At 62.6% G+C, this 14124-nt stretch carries 13 protein-coding genes; 1 reads left to right on the forward strand and 12 read right to left on the reverse strand.

Annotated features, from left to right (window positions below; translation table 11 throughout):
* Positions 1-2: 2 nt before the first annotated feature.
* The 3 genes from ACXZ1M_RS00250 to ppsA all read right to left on the reverse strand — a co-directional run bounded on the left by ACXZ1M_RS00250 (position 3) and on the right by ppsA (position 3972).
* Positions 3-938 (reverse strand): SPFH domain-containing protein, encoded by a 936-nt coding sequence (locus tag ACXZ1M_RS00250; RefSeq protein ID WP_459051249.1) that lies wholly within the window; start codon positions 936-938, stop codon positions 3-5.
* A 21-nt stretch (positions 939-959) separates the two neighbouring features.
* On the reverse strand, positions 960-1394 hold the full coding sequence (locus ACXZ1M_RS00255) for an NfeD family protein (RefSeq protein WP_459051250.1): 435 nt from the start codon (positions 1392-1394) through the stop codon (positions 960-962).
* 148 nt (positions 1395-1542) lie between these two features.
* Complete coding sequence (ppsA, locus tag ACXZ1M_RS00260; RefSeq protein WP_459051251.1) at positions 1543-3972, reverse strand: phosphoenolpyruvate synthase; 2430 nt, start codon at positions 3970-3972, stop codon at positions 1543-1545.
* Between the two features lie 152 nt (positions 3973-4124).
* On the opposite strand from ppsA, the gene ppsR reads away from it, so the two are divergent.
* Positions 4125-4973: a posphoenolpyruvate synthetase regulatory kinase/phosphorylase PpsR gene (ppsR, locus tag ACXZ1M_RS00265; protein ID WP_459051252.1), complete on the forward strand. Its 849-nt coding sequence runs from the start codon at positions 4125-4127 to the stop codon at positions 4971-4973.
* Here the strand turns inward: ppsR and ACXZ1M_RS00270 are convergent, their stop codons facing one another.
* From ACXZ1M_RS00270 to bamA, 9 genes are all read right to left on the reverse strand, one after another.
* Positions 4974-6173 carry an EAL domain-containing response regulator gene (locus tag ACXZ1M_RS00270; protein WP_459051253.1) on the reverse strand — a complete coding sequence of 400 codons (1200 nt, stop codon included), beginning with the start codon at positions 6171-6173 and terminating at the stop codon, positions 4974-4976. It lies immediately after the preceding gene.
* Between the two features lie 19 nt (positions 6174-6192).
* Positions 6193-6978 (reverse strand): TrmH family RNA methyltransferase, encoded by a 786-nt coding sequence (locus ACXZ1M_RS00275; protein WP_459051254.1) that lies wholly within the window; start codon positions 6976-6978, stop codon positions 6193-6195.
* Positions 6975-7595 (reverse strand): ribonuclease HII, encoded by a 621-nt coding sequence (gene rnhB, locus ACXZ1M_RS00280; RefSeq protein WP_459051255.1) that lies wholly within the window; start codon positions 7593-7595, stop codon positions 6975-6977. The genes ACXZ1M_RS00275 and rnhB overlap by 4 nt, the downstream gene beginning before the upstream one ends.
* Positions 7596-7695: 100 nt before the next feature.
* Complete coding sequence (gene lpxB, locus ACXZ1M_RS00285; RefSeq protein ID WP_459051256.1) at positions 7696-8853, reverse strand: lipid-A-disaccharide synthase; 1158 nt, start codon at positions 8851-8853, stop codon at positions 7696-7698.
* The gene (lpxA, locus tag ACXZ1M_RS00290; RefSeq protein WP_459051257.1) at positions 8837-9628 is read right to left on the reverse strand and encodes an acyl-ACP--UDP-N-acetylglucosamine O-acyltransferase; all 792 of its coding nucleotides are present in this window, start codon (positions 9626-9628) and stop codon (positions 8837-8839) included. Before lpxA ends, lpxB begins: the two co-directional genes overlap by 17 nt.
* Before the next feature lie 2 nt (positions 9629-9630).
* Complete coding sequence (fabZ, locus tag ACXZ1M_RS00295) at positions 9631-10128, reverse strand: 3-hydroxyacyl-ACP dehydratase FabZ (RefSeq protein ID WP_373987368.1); 498 nt, start codon at positions 10126-10128, stop codon at positions 9631-9633.
* On the reverse strand, positions 10125-11180 hold the full coding sequence (gene lpxD / locus ACXZ1M_RS00300; RefSeq protein WP_459051258.1) for a UDP-3-O-(3-hydroxymyristoyl)glucosamine N-acyltransferase: 1056 nt from the start codon (positions 11178-11180) through the stop codon (positions 10125-10127). Before lpxD ends, fabZ begins: the two co-directional genes overlap by 4 nt.
* Before the next feature lie 21 nt (positions 11181-11201).
* Positions 11202-11705, reverse strand: a complete 504-nt coding sequence (locus tag ACXZ1M_RS00305; RefSeq protein ID WP_459051259.1) for an OmpH/Skp family outer membrane protein — start codon at positions 11703-11705, stop codon at positions 11202-11204.
* Positions 11706-11775: 70 nt separating this feature from the next.
* Positions 11776-14112, reverse strand: coding sequence for an outer membrane protein assembly factor BamA (bamA, locus tag ACXZ1M_RS00310; protein WP_459051260.1), 2337 nt, complete (start codon positions 14110-14112; stop codon positions 11776-11778).
* Positions 14113-14124 lie beyond the last annotated feature (12 nt).

A 14124-nucleotide genomic window follows, 5' to 3' on the forward strand; every position in this document is an offset into this window, starting at 1 on the left:
AATTATTCCTTGATGATCTTGCTTTGCGTTTTGACGACCTGCATCGCAGTTGCGATCAGGCCGCTCATCTCCCCGAGATTGGCCGGTATGATAATCGAATTGTTGGTCTTGGCAAGCTGGCCGAAGGCGTTGATGTATTGCTCGGCCACTTTGAGGTTCATGGCTTCGTCGCCGCCCGGCTCGCGGATCGCCGCACCGACCTGACGCAACGCCGTGGCGCTGGCTTCCGCCAACGCGACGATGGCCGCCGCCTGGCCCTGCGCGCGGTTGATGGCCGCTTTCTTGTCGCCTTCCGAGCGCGCGATCTGCGCTTCGCGCTCGCCGTTGGCGATGTTGACCTGCTCCTGCTGACGGCCTTCCGACGCCGCGATCAAGGCGCGCTTCTCGCGCTCGGCCGTGATCTGCGCCTGCATGGCGTGCAGGATTTCCTTCGGCGGCGTCAGGTCCTTGATTTCATAGCGCAGCACTTTCACGCCCCAGTTGGACGCCGATTCGTCGATGGCGTTGACGATGGTGGTGTTGATGTGCTCACGCTCCTCGAAGGTGGTGTCGAGCTCCATGCGGCCGATCACGGAACGCAGCGTGGTCTGCGCCAGCTGGGTGATGGCGGCGATGTAGTTGGACGAGCCGTACGAGGCGCGCATGGCGTCCGTCACCTGGAAGTACAGGATGCCGTCCACCTGCAGCTGCGTGTTGTCCTTGGTGATGCACACCTGCGGCGGCACATCCAGCGGGATTTCCTTCAGCAGGTGCTTGTAGGCGATGCGGTCCACAAACGGAATCACGATGTTGAGACCAGGCCCCAGCGTGGCGTGGTATTTGCCGAGCCGCTCCACCACCCAGGCGTGCTGCTGCGGCACCACGTTGATGGTTTTGAAGACGAACACCAAAGCCAGTATGAACAGGATGAAGGTGACGTTGCCGATGCTGATATCCATGTATTTCTCCGTAAGTTAATCTCAGGCGGCCACGATCAGGCGGCTGCCGCGTACTTCGCGTATCGTGTATTGGCCCGGCGCAGGGATGGCCCCCGGCGTGGCGCCGGCTTCCAGGACGACATCCCACAGCGCGCCGCGATACATCACGCGCGCCGCGCCATCCTGCCACGCCGGCACATGCACGGTCTGGCCGATATCAAGGTTGACGTTGGGGTCGCGCTCAGCCTGCACGCGTTGATGCTGCAGGCCGAAGCGGCTGCGCCGCAGCGCGACCGTGGCGCCGACGCCGACCACGGCGGCCACCAGCAGCTGCACGGCCTCGCCGAAGCCCAGCAAGGCGGCGGCGCTGCCCGCCGCCAGGCCGATGGCGATCATCAGCAGGTAGAACGTGCCGGTGAATAGTTCAAGTATGACGGTGAGGCCGGCGGCGGCCAGCCAGTAGCTCCAATCAGCCATGATGCTCTCCTTTCAAATGCAAAAACCCCCGCTGCCCGGAATGGGCGGCGAGGGTTTGTGCTGCTGGACAAATGGTATTGATAGAGTTTTTTGCTACTAAATTCGATAACTCCAGTCTAAACCATTTTCCATCGTCGTCAATACTTTATTATTTCTGCAGGCTGGCCAGCTTTTGCCAGGTGTCGATCACCGAGTCAGGATTCAGCGACATCGATTCGATGCCCTGCTCCATCAGCCACGCCGCGAAGTCCGGGTGGTCGGATGGCCCCTGGCCGCAGATGCCGATGTACTTGCCCTGCTTGCGGCAAGCCTGGATGGCTTGCGACAGCAGCGCTTTCACCGCATCGTCGCGCTCGTCGAAGTCGGCCGCCAGCAGCGCCATGCCGGAATCGCGGTCCAGGCCCAGGGTCAGCTGGGTCAGGTCGTTGGAACCGATGGAGAAGCCGTCGAAATGCTCGAGGAAGCGCTCCGCCAGGATCGCGTTCGATGGCACTTCGCACATCATGATCAGGCGCAGGCCGTTTTCGCCGCGCACCAGGCCGTTCTTGCCCAGCAGGTCCACGACTTTTTCAGCCTGGCCCAGGGTGCGCACGAACGGCACCATGATCTCGACGTTGGTCAGGCCCATGTCGTTGCGCACGCGTTTCATGGCGGCGCATTCCATTTCGAAGGCGCCGGCAAAGTCGGCGGCCAGGTAGCGCGCCGCGCCACGGAAGCCCAGCATCGGATTTTCTTCGTCCGGCTCGTAGCGCGAACCGCCAATCAGTTTCTTGTACTCGTTGGACTTGAAGTCCGACAGGCGCACGATCACTGGTTTCGGCCAGAACGCGGCGGCGATGGTGGCGATGCCTTCGGCCAGCTTGTCGACGTAGAAGGCTTTCGGCGAAGCGTGGCCGCGCGCGACCGACTCCACCGCTTTCTTCAAGTCGGCGTCGATGTTCGGATATTCCAGGATCGCTTTCGGGTGCACACCAATATTGTTATTGATGATGAACTCCAGGCGCGCCAGGCCGACGCCCGCATTCGGCACCGACTGGAAGTCGAAGGCCAGCTGCGGGTTGCCGACGTTGAGCATGATCTTGGTCGGCAGCTTGGGCAGTTCGCCGCGCGCCACTTCCGAGATTTCGGTTTCCAGCAGGCCGTCGTAGATCTTGCCTTCGTCGCCTTCGGCGCACGAGACGGTGACGAAAGTGCCGTCCTTCAGCACGTCGGTAGCGTCGCCGCAACCAACCACCGCAGGCACGCCCAGTTCACGCGCGATGATCGCCGCGTGGCAGGTACGGCCGCCACGGTTGGTGACGATGGCGGAAGCGCGCTTCATCACCGGTTCCCAGTTAGGGTCGGTCATGTCGGCCACCAGCACGTCGCCTGGCTGCACGCGTTCCATATCGGCCGGGTCGTGAATCACGCGCACCGGACCGGCGCCGATCTTCTGGCCAATCGCACGGCCGGAGGCCAGCACCGTGCCGCTCGACTTCAGCTTGAAGCGTTGCTGCACGTCGGTCGCCTTCTGCTGCGACTTCACGGTTTCAGGACGCGCCTGCAGGATGTACAGCTTGCCGTCGCGGCCATCCTTGCCCCACTCGATGTCCATTGGACGCTGGTAGTGGTTCTCGATGATGACGGCGTACTTGGCCAGCTCCACCACTTCTTCGTCGTTCAGCGAATAGCGGTTGCGTAGCTCGACCGGCACGTCCACGGTTTTCACCGAACGGCCAGCCTTGGCTTCGTTGGTGAATTCCATCTTCAGCAGCTTGGAGCCGATGTTGCGGCGGATGACAGGCGATTTGCCTTTTTCCAGCATCGGTTTGTGGACATAGAATTCGTCCGGATTGACGGCGCCCTGCACCACCGTCTCGCCCAGGCCATAGCTGGAGGTGACGAACACCACGTCCTTGAAGCCGGACTCGGTATCGATGGTGAACATCACGCCGGCCGCGCCCAGGTCGGAACGCACCATGCGCTGCACGCCGGCCGACAACGCCACTTCGGCGTGGGTGAAGCCTTTGTGCACGCGGTAGGAAATGGCGCGGTCGTTGTACAGGGAAGCGAAGACGTGCTTCATGGCGTCGAGCACGTTTTCAATGCCGACCACGTTCAGGAAGGTCTCCTGCTGACCAGCGAACGAGGCGTCCGGCAAGTCTTCGGCGGTGGCCGAGGAGCGCACGGCAAACGACATCTCGGTGCTGGAATCAGCCACCAGTTGGTCGTAGTAGGTTTTGATTTCCGCTTCCAGGCGTGGCTGGAACGGGGTGTCGATGATCCACTGACGGATCTCGGCGCCGGCTTGCGCCAGCGAACGCACGTCGTCGATGTTCAGATCGGACAGGCGGTCGGCGATGCGGTCGGCCAGCGATTTACCGCCACCGACGCTGTGCGACAGGAAGTCGCGGAAAGCCTGCGCGGTGGTGGCGAAACCACCAGGCACGCGCACGCCGGCTTCCGCCAGCTGGCTGATCATCTCGCCGAGCGAGGCGTTCTTGCCGCCGACGGATTCGACATCCGTCATTCGCAAGTGTTCAAACGAGGCAACGTAAACCGCTTCGTTGTTTTGCTCCTTCAATGCTGCGTTGGACATAATTACACCTTTTTGATGATAGAAATCTTCCAGCGAGGCGCAGACTTGTTTCTTGTTATTCTGTTCGTCGTGCAGCACAATCTAACCATTGCCAAGCATTCTACAGCCTGAAACGCGAATTGACGATTCACAATACCGATAGCCACCTCTACATGACACAAGAACAACGACAACCCCTGCCCTCCGCCGCCCGCACGGTCTTTTTCGTTTCGGACGGGACCGGCATCACGGCAGAAACCTTTGGTCACTCGGTCCTGACCCAATTCGAGCTGCGCTTCCGCCAGGTGCGGCTTCCCTTCATCGATACGCTGGACAAGGCGCACGACGCGGTGCGCAAGATCAACGAAGCGTTTGCAACCGATGGTCAACGGCCAATCATCTTTTCGACCCTGGTGAAGACGGAGTTGTCGGACATCATTCGGCTATGCAAAGGCATGTACATGGACATGTTCCAGACCTTTGTTGCTCCGTTGGAACAAGAGTTGGGGGTGAAGTCGACCCACACCATCGGCCGTTCGCACAATATCGTGGACAGCGAGGAGTACAAGAACCGGATCGAGGCGATCAATTTCTCACTGGCGCATGATGACGGGCAGTCGCACAAGAATTTGTCGTCGGCCGATGTGATTCTGGTGGGCGTGTCGCGCTCGGGCAAGACGCCGACCAGTTTGTACCTGGCGATGCAGTATGGGATCAAGGCGGCGAACTATCCGTTGATACCGGATGATTTCGAGCGTGGCAGGTTGCCGTCGTCGCTGTATGAGTTCAAGTCCAAGATTTTTGGGCTGACCATTACGCCGGAGCGTTTGAGCGAGATACGGAATGAGCGACGCGCGGGCAGCAAGTACGCGTCGCTGGAGAATTGCCGGTATGAGGTGAACGAGGCGGAGGCGATGATGAAGCGCGAGGGCATACGCTGGCTGTCATCGACCACCAAGTCGATTGAAGAGATATCGACCACCATCCTGCAGGAAATCAAACCGGACCGGCGCGAGTACTGATCAGAAGAAGTGCTGCCAGTCGGCCAGCCAGGCGGGGAAGTCTTCCACCGGCATCGGTTTGGCGATGTAGTAGCCCTGGGCGTAGGTGCAGCCCAGGCCTTGCAGGAAGTCCCAATCCTGCTTGGTTTCGACGCCTACCGCCACCGAGCGACGATCCAGGCTGCGGGCGAGGCCCAGGCAGGAGCGCAGCACCGTGCCGATGGCGGCGCGCTTGGAGGCGCCATCCACAAAGCTGCGGTCGATCTTCAGTTCCGAAAACGGGATGCGCGCCAGCAGTTGCAGGTTGCTGCGCCCTGTCCCATAGTCGTCGATCGCCAGGCCGAAGCCTTTCATCCGCAATCGCAGCAGCCGTTCGAGGAAGTGCGGGTCGGTGGTGAGCACCGCCGATTCGGTCATTTCGAAGGTGATGTAGTCGGCCATGATGCGGTGCCGCTCAAGGCAGGTGCCGATCTGCTCCATGAATTGCGGGTGCGCCAGCGTGGTCTGGTCGACGTTGATCGATACCGAGATCGGCACGCCCTGGTCGTGCAGCTTGCGGCAAGCCGCCACCGATTTTTCGATCATGGCCCAATCGAGGAAGTCGACACGCCGGTTGTCTTCCAGCGCCTGCATGAACGAAGCCGGTCCCAGCACCCCATGCAGCGGGTGCCGCCATCGCGCGAACATCTCCAGGCCCTTGACCTGCCCCGTCTCCAGCTCGATCTTCGGTTGGAAGTAAGGGTCGAATTCGCGCGCCTGCAGGCCTTGCCCGACTTCGGCAAAGGACATGCGCGGCGCCGGTCCCTGCGCGCCGTGCGCCGCGCCGGGTTGCAAGTAGTTGGATACCAGCGCCATCAAACGGCTGCCGATCACCGGTTTGCCGATCGCGCCCAGCACATTGACGCCATAAGCGTCCGCCATGGTCTCCACCGAGAACAGCACGGCGTTGCTTTGCGCGCCGACCACGATGATGCCGGCCTTGCAGCGCGCTTCACCGAGGCGGCGGATCAGTTCCAGCGCATCCATGCCCGGCAGCGCCAGGTCGATGATGGCGATGTCCACCGGCGGCGTGATGCCGGCGCTGAAGTGGCGCAGCGCGGTGTGGCCGTCGGGCGCCTGCGTGATGCGCCCAACGCCCACGTGCACCAGGATATCGGCCAGCGCATGGCGTTGAACCTGATCCCCTTCGGCTACCAGAAAATGCAACTGCGCGATATCCATGTACAGCTCCAGTGTGTGCTTACGCCTGATTCTGCCTTACTTGTTCGAAAAAGCAAACCGCCGCGCAGGCGGCCACGTTGAGCGACTCCACCTGGCCCAGGTGCGGTATCACCACCTGGTGCGTGGCCGCCGACAGCAGGTCGTCCGCCACGCCCTGCCCTTCGTGGCCGAACAGCCATGCGGTCGGCACGCGCAAATCGACGTCGTACAGGCGCTGCGTGGCGTAGCCGCTGGTGGCCAGGGTCTGCACCTTGGCGCCCGCAATCAGCGCCGCCAGGTCGACGTTTTCAAAAATATCGAGCACGAAGTGCGCGCCCATGGCCGCACGCAGCACTTTCGGCGACCAGCAGAACGCCGTGCCGGCGCTGCAGTACACCTGCGTGATGCCCGCCGCCGCCGCGCTGCGCAGGATGGAGCCGACGTTACCGGGATCCTGCACGCCGTCCAGCAGCACCGCCGATACACTCAGGGGCGCCGTCACCGCGCGCTCCGGCGTGGCGACCAGGAACATGACGCCGACGCCATGCTCCACCTGGCTGACGGCGTTGTACAGCGCGTCCGGCAAGGCCAGCACGTGGGCGCGCTGCGCCTCCAGCTGGCCGACGATCTCCATCACTTCAGCGTTCTGCAGCGAACCTTCGCTCACCACGCATTGCTCCGGCAGGCCGCGCAGCTGCAGATACGACTGGCACAGGTGCACGCCGTCGAGCAGCGTGCGGCCGGCCTTGCGGCGTGCCGACGAGCTGCCGGCCAGCTTGACCAGGTCTTTGTATTGCGCGTTGTCGCGCGAGGTAATCGTCTTCACAGGTTCACCTCCAGCAGCGCGCGCACCGGCGCGAAGGAACGGCGATGCACCGGCGACGGCCCGTGCTCGCGCAGGCGCTCCAGGTGCAGCGCCGTGCCGTAACCCTTGTGCTGGTCGAAGCAGTATTGCGGATAGCGTTCGTGCAGCACCACCAGCGCCGCGTCGCGCGCGGTCTTGGCCAGGATGGAAGCGGCCGAGATGGCGTCCACCTTGTCGTCGCCGCCGATGATGGCGATGCTCTGGATCTTCATCACCGGGCAGCGGTTGCCGTCGATCAGGGCCAGCGTCGGCACGGTGCTCAGCGCTTCCACCGCGCGCCGCATGGCCAGCATGGAGGCCTGCAGGATATTCAGCTTGTCGATTTCGTCTTCAGACGCTTCGGCGATGGCCCACGCCACGGCGTGCTGCTTGATCAGCGGCGCCAGCATGTCCCGCTTGGCTTCGGTGAGTTTCTTCGAGTCGCGCAGGCCTTCGATGGGACGCGAGACGTCGAGGATGACGGCGGCCGCGAACACCGGGCCGGCCAGCGGCCCGCGTCCCGCCTCGTCCACGCCGCAGATGATTTCATCGGGCGATGCCGGCAGGTCGTCGAACAGTCCCAGGTTTTGATTCTTCACTTTAGTTACTCTTCATTCCGTCGTTCCCGCGCAAGCGGGAACCCATAGGTCGATGACCGGAGGCGCTCAGCATGGATTCCCGCTTTCGCGGGAACGACATTCAGGCGCCGATTACTTTCAGCACCGCTGCGGCGCTTTCCGCCGCGCTGTTGCGCAGCAGGCTGTGATGCATGTCGGTGAAACGCTGCGCCAGCCGCAAACGGTGCGGCGCGTCGCTCAGCTGCTTCCACATGGCTTCCGCCAGCCCGTCCGGATTGGCCGCGCCTTGCAGCATCTCCGGCACCAGGAATTCGCGCGCCAGGATGTTCGGCATGCCGATCCACGGCTGGTAGTTGAAGTGGCGCAGGATCTGCCATTCCAGCTCCGCCATCTTGTAGGCGATGACCATCGGCTTCTTGAACAGCGCCACTTCCAGCGAGGCCGTGCCGGACGCCACCAGCACCGCGTCGGCGGCCGCAATCGCGGTGTGCGACTGGCCGTCCAGCAGCTGGATCTCAACGTCCTGCAGGCCCGCCTGCGCCACCAGCTGCAGGAAGTACTGCTTCTGGCGCTCGCCGGCCATCGGCGCGACGAAACGCAGCGTGCGGTCGCGCAGCTTGAGCAGCCTGGCCGCCTGCATGAAGGCCACCGTGTTGTACTTGATCTCCGACATGCGGCTGCCCGGCATGATGGTGACCACGTTGGCGTCCTCCGGCATGCCCAGCGCGCGCTTGGCCGCACCTTCGTCCGGCGCGAGCGGGATCAGCTCCGCCAGCGGATGGCCCACATAGCTGACCGGCACGCCGGCCTGCTGGTAGATCGCTTCTTCAAACGGAAACACCACCAGCATGTGCGACACGGCGCGGATGATTTTCTTGATGCGGCCACCGCGCCAGGCCCAGATCTGCGGGCCGATATAGTGGATGGTCGGGATGCCGGCCGCCTTCAGCTGCTCTTCCAGCCCGAGGTTGAAGCCCGGGTAGTCGGCGCCGATGAAGGCGGCCGGCCGCTCGGCCAGCAACTGGTCGCGCAGCTGGTTCTGGATGCCCTTCAGCTCGCGGTAGCGCATCAACACGGGCAGCAGGCCGCGCACCGTCAGCTGGTCCATCGGCCAGTGCGATTCGAAGCCCTGCGCCATCATGTGCGGGCCGCCGATGCCGTGGAAGCGCGCGTCCGGCAGATGCGGACGCAGGCCGGAAAGCAAACGAGCCGCCAGCATGTCGCCGGACGGCTCGCCTGCCACCAAGGCTAACGACAGCTTGTCAGCGGACGATGCCACGGCTCGCCGTATCGAGGAATTCGCGCATGGCGCGCATGTGCAGCGCCACTTCGGTCGGTACCGCAGCCTCTTCGGCCACCAGCGCCGCCTTGGCTTCTTCCAGCGTCAGGCCGGAGCGGTAGATGATCTTGTAGGCCGCGCGGATACCGTTGATCTGCTCGCGCGTGAAGCCGCGCCGTTTCAGGCCTTCGATATTCACGCCGTGCGCCGCCGCCGGGTTACCGTTCAACAGCACGAACGGCGGCACGTCCTGGGTCAGCGAAGTGCTCATGCCGACAAACGCGTGCGCGCCGATCTTGCAGAACTGGTGCACGTTGGCGAAGCCGCTCATGATCACGTGGTCGCCGATTTCGACGTGGCCGGCGATCTGCGCGTTGTTCGAGAAGATCGTATTGCTGCCAACCACGCAGTCGTGCGCCAGGTGGACGTAGGCCGAGATCCAGTTGTCGTTGCCCAGCGAGGTCACGCCCTTGTCCTGCACGGTGCCGGTGTTGAAGGTGCAGAATTCGCGGATGGTGTTGCGGTCGCCGATGGTCAGGCGGGTCGCTTCGCCGGCCCACTTCTTGTCCTGCGGCGCGGCGCCGATGGACGAGAACTGGAAGAACTTGTTGTCGCTGCCGATGGTCGTGTGACCTTCGATGACCACGTGCGGGCCGACCACCGTGCCGGAGCCGATGGTGACGTTCGGGCCGATCACCGTATACGGGCCGACTTCTACGCTCTCGTGCAGCTCGGCCTTGCTGTCGACGATGGCGGTGGCGTGTATCCTGGACATGATTACTGCCCTGCCGCCGGCTGCGATGCGTCGGCGGCGTTACGGATGGTGCACATCAGGTCCGCTTCGACCGCAGTCTGGCCGTCGACCGAGCCGACCGCCTTGTATTTCCAGATGCCGCGCGAGACGCGCACGATTTCGATGTCCATCTTCAGCTGGTCGCCAGGACCCACAGGGCGCTTGAAGCGCGCGTTGTCGATGCCGACGAAGTACACCACCGAATTTTCGTCCGGCTTGATGCCCATGGTCTTGAACGACAGCAGCGCGGCGGTTTGCGCCATCGCTTCGATCATCAGCACGCCCGGCATCACCGGCTTGTGCGGGAAGTGGCCGTTGAAGAATTCTTCGTTGACGGTGACGTTCTTGATGGCGGTGATGCGCTTGTTCTCTTCGTACGACAACACGCGGTCGACCAGCAGCAGCGGATAGCGGTGCGGCAGGTAGGACTTGATTTCGCAGATGTCCATCGTCTTGGAGGTTTCAGGCTGAGTAGTGGTCATGATTCGTTATTCTCTGTTTTGGTCTTGATGGTTTTTTCCAGCGCACGGATTTTATCGCGCATGGCCGACAGGTTGCGGACAATCGCGGCCGACTTTTCCCAGTCGGCGTTTTTCGCCAGCGGGTAGAAGCCGGTGTACTGCCCCGGTTCCAGGATCGAGCGCGATACCATGCTGCCCGAACCGACATGCACCTTGTCGACGATTTCAAGGTGGCCCAGCACCATGGCGGCGCCGCCGAAGGTGCAGTACTTGCCGATCTTCGCGCTGCCGGCCACGCCGACGCAGCCGGCCATGGCCGTGTGCGCGCCGATATGGCAGTTATGGCCGATCTGGATCTGGTTGTCCAGCTTCACGCCGTCTTCGATGATGGTGTCGGCCAAGGCGCCGCGATCGATGGTGGTGTTGGCGCCGATGTCGACGTCGTCGCCAATCATCACGCGCCCGGTCTGCGGTATCTTGATGTACACGCCGCCCTCGTTGGCGAAGCCGAATCCGTCGGTGCCGATCACGGCGCCGGAATGGATGATGCCGCGCTGGCCGATCTGGCAGTAGGCGTGGAAGGTGACGTTGGCGAACAGCTGGGTGCCGGCGCCGATCACCGCCTCGCGGCCGATGAAGCAGCCGGCGCCGATCACCGCGCCGTCTTCAATCACGGCGCCATCTTCGATCACCGCGCGCGCGCCCACGTGGGCCGATGCGGCCACCTGCGCGCTGTCGGCCACCACGGCGGTGGCGTGCACGCCGGCCGCCGGCACGATGGCCGTCAGCGCAGCGAAATACTGCGCCGCGCGGGCGAAATACACATACGGGTTGGGAACGACGATGCGCGCGCCGCTGTAGCCGGCCGCGATGAATGCGTCATCGGCGGCCGACACGATCAGCGCCGCCGCCTTGCTCTGCAGCGCTTGCGCGCGCAGCTTGCTGTTGCTGAGAAAGCTGATGTGCGAAACGCCGGCATCCGCCAGTGGCGCGATCCCGGTCACTTCCAGGTTCGCATCGCCCACCAGCTGTCCGCCCAAGCGTTCGACCAATGTGCCTAGTCGAGTGCCCATCGGGTGATCCAATCTTTTTGTTTATTTATCTTTGTCCAGCGCGGACAGCACCTTCTCGGTGATGTCGATGCGGTTGCTGGCCCAGACCGCGTCCTGCAGCACGATGTCGAAACCTTCGACGCTGGCCAGCTGCTTGATGATCTTGGTGGCTTTTTCAGAAATCGCCTGGCGCTCCTCGTTGGTGCGCTGGCTGACGTCTTCGCGGAACTCGCGCTGGCGGCGCTGGTATTCCTTATCCAGCTCGAACACGTCGCGCTGGCGCTTGACGCGCTCCGCCTCGCTCAAGGTCGGCGCATCCTTCTCCAGCTTTTCCGAGGCGGTCTTCAGGCGTCCGGCCATTTCGGCCATGGCCTTCTCGCGCGACTTGAACTCTTCCTTCAACTTTTCCTCGGCCAGCTTGGCCAGCTTGGATTCATTGTAGATGCGTTCAGGGCTGATCCACGCGATGCGCGAGGCCGAGGTCTGAGCCTGCACCGGCGCCAATGAACACCAGCCCAGTGCAAGCACGGCGAGATATTTGGTCATGGTTGCAGATGCAGTCTTCAACTTATTTCTCCGAGAAAAATGATATTACCTTCAAGCACAACTTCAACCATTAGAAGCCGCTGCCCATCTGGAACTGGAAGCGTTCCAGGCGGTCGCCCGTCTTGGCGTTCAGGGGCTTAGCATAACTCAGTTTCAGTGGACCGACCGGCGAAATCCAGCTGATCCCCAGACCGGTCGAGTAACGCAGCTGCGACAAGCGCATCTTCTCGCCTTCCTGATAGACCTGGCCGCCGTCCAGGAAACCGAACCAGCGCAAGCTGCGGTCCTGGCCCGAACCCGGGAACGGCAGCTGCAGCTCGGCATTGCCGATCAGGCGCGAAGCGCCGCCCAGTGCATCGCCGTAGCGGTAGTCGACCGCGCCCAGCGAGGAACTCAGGTAGCCGCGCACCGAACCGATACCGCCGCCATAGAAGTTCTTGAACACCGGGTAGTTGCTGTCGCCCAGGCCACGGCCGTAGTCGATCTCGCCCTTCAGGGCCAGCGTGACCTTCTGGTACAGCGGCTTGTACCACTGGTGCTCGTACACGGCGCGGTAGTATTTCTGCTTGCCGACCAGGTCCAGCTCCAGGTTGGCGCGCTGGTAGCGGCCTACGGTCGGCGTCAGCGCCGAATCGCGGCTGTCGCGCGCCCAGGCCATCGTCAGCGGCACGGCGTTGGTCGAGGCGGTGCCGACACCGGTGGTGGTGCCGTTGATGGTATTGACGTATTCCTGGAAGCGGATCGGCGAGGTGCTGTCGGTGGTGATGCGCGAGCGTTCCAGGCCGATGCCGAAGAACACGGTGTCCACTTCCGAGAACGGCACGCCGTAGCTGATGCGGCCACCCTGCTGCTTGATGGTGTAGGAACCGATGTTCAGCGCCGGCGGCTGCTGCGTGCGCAGATACAGCTCGTAGCCGCGCGAGATGCCGTCGTCGGTGTAGTAAGGGTCGGTCTGCGAGAACGAGATCGTGCGGCTGTACTTGGAGGTGTTCAGCTCCAGGCCCACGGTGGTGCCCGAACCGGCGAAGTTGGCCTGCTGGACCGCCGCCTGGAACGAGAACTTCTCCGACTGCGAGAACGCGCCGCCGATCTGGAAGTTACCGGTCGGCTTTTCGACCACGGTCAGGTTGACGTCGACCTGGTCGGAGGTGCCCTGCGCTTCCGGCGTGTCGATGGTCACGTCCTTGAAGTAGCCGAGGCGGTCGACGCGGTCGCGCGACAGCTTGATCTTGTTGGCGTCGTACCAGCTCGACTCGAACTGGCGGAACTCGCGGCGGATCACTTCGTCGCGGGTAGTGGTGTTGCCGGCGATGTTCATGTGGCGCACGTAGGCGCGCTTGCCCGGATCGATGAAGAAGGTGAAGGCCACTTCGCGCTTCTCGCGGTTGATGTCCGGATTGGCGTTGACGTTGGCGAAAGCGTAGCCGAAGGTGCCCAGGCGATCCGAAATCAGCTTGTTGGTGGCGGTCAGCAGCTCGCCCGAATAGGTCACGCCCTTGCGCAGCAGCACCAGGGTGCGCAGTTCTTCCTCGCGGCCGAAGGTCTCGCCTTCGAACTTGATGTCCGATACCTTGTACTGCTCACCCTCGGTGATGTTGATGGTGATGTAAATATCCTTCTTGTCGGGCGTGATCGACACCTGGGTCGAATCGATGTTCATCTCGATGTAGCCGCGATTCAGATAGAAGGACTTGAGCGACTCGATGTCGCCGGTCAGCTTGGTCTTGGAGTACTGGTTGGCCTTGGTGTACCAGCTGAACCAGCCGCCGGTGTTGAGCGCCAGGTTGTCCTTCAGCTCTTTGTCCGAGAACACCTTGTTGCCGACGATGTTGATCTGTTTGATCTTGGCGATTTCGCCTTCGTCCACCGCGAAGGTGATGCTGACGCGATTGCGTTCCAGCGGCGTGACGGTGGTGACGACTTTCACGCCGTACAGGCCGCGCGACAGGTACTGGCGCTTGAGTTCCTGCTCGGCGCGTTCCACCGAGGCCTTGTCGAAGATCTTGGTCTCGCCGACGCCGATGTCCTTCAGCGCCTTGACCAGCATGTCTTTTTCGAATTCCTTGGTGCCGGTGAAGTCCACCTTGGAGATGGCCGGACGTTCCTCGACCAGCACCACCAGCACCTGGCCGTCTTTTTCCAGCTTGACGTCCTTGAAGAAGCCGGTCGCGTACAGCGCCTTGATGGCGGTGACGGATTTGTCGTCGGTGAAGGTTTCGCCGACACGCACCGGCAGATAGCTGAAGACCGTACCGGCTTCCGTACGCTGGATCCCTTCGACGCGGATATCTTTGATGACGAAAGGATCGATCGCCATGGCGCTACCGCTGCACAGAGCCAGGACAGCGGCGCCGATCAGGCTACGGCGCAGGGAAGTTGAAGTAATACGGTCAGAATATAATTTCATCGGGTTCAATGG

It is taken from the genome of Duganella paludis (assembly GCF_054461335.1).

What these genes read in the sequence shown, in the direction of transcription:
- ACXZ1M_RS00250 (WP_459051249.1), bottom strand. Translation starts at nt 938, where the DNA reads ATGGATATCAGCATCGGCAACGTCACCTTCATCCTGTTCATACTGGCT.
- ACXZ1M_RS00255 (WP_459051250.1), bottom strand. Translation starts at nt 1,394, where the DNA reads ATGGCTGATTGGAGCTACTGGCTGGCCGCCGCCGGCCTCACCGTCATA.
- ppsA (WP_459051251.1), bottom strand. Translation starts at nt 3,972, where the DNA reads ATGTCCAACGCAGCATTGAAGGAGCAAAACAACGAAGCGGTTTACGTT.
- ppsR (WP_459051252.1), top strand. Translation starts at nt 4,125, where the DNA reads ATGACACAAGAACAACGACAACCCCTGCCCTCCGCCGCCCGCACGGTC.
- ACXZ1M_RS00270 (WP_459051253.1), bottom strand. Translation starts at nt 6,173, where the DNA reads ATGGATATCGCGCAGTTGCATTTTCTGGTAGCCGAAGGGGATCAGGTT.
- lpxA (WP_459051257.1), bottom strand. Translation starts at nt 9,628, where the DNA reads ATGTCCAGGATACACGCCACCGCCATCGTCGACAGCAAGGCCGAGCTG.
- fabZ (WP_373987368.1), bottom strand. Translation starts at nt 10,128, where the DNA reads ATGACCACTACTCAGCCTGAAACCTCCAAGACGATGGACATCTGCGAA.
- lpxD (WP_459051258.1), bottom strand. Translation starts at nt 11,180, where the DNA reads ATGGGCACTCGACTAGGCACATTGGTCGAACGCTTGGGCGGACAGCTG.
- ACXZ1M_RS00305 (WP_459051259.1), bottom strand. Translation starts at nt 11,705, where the DNA reads ATGACCAAATATCTCGCCGTGCTTGCACTGGGCTGGTGTTCATTGGCG.
- bamA (WP_459051260.1), bottom strand. Translation starts at nt 14,112, where the DNA reads ATGAAATTATATTCTGACCGTATTACTTCAACTTCCCTGCGCCGTAGC.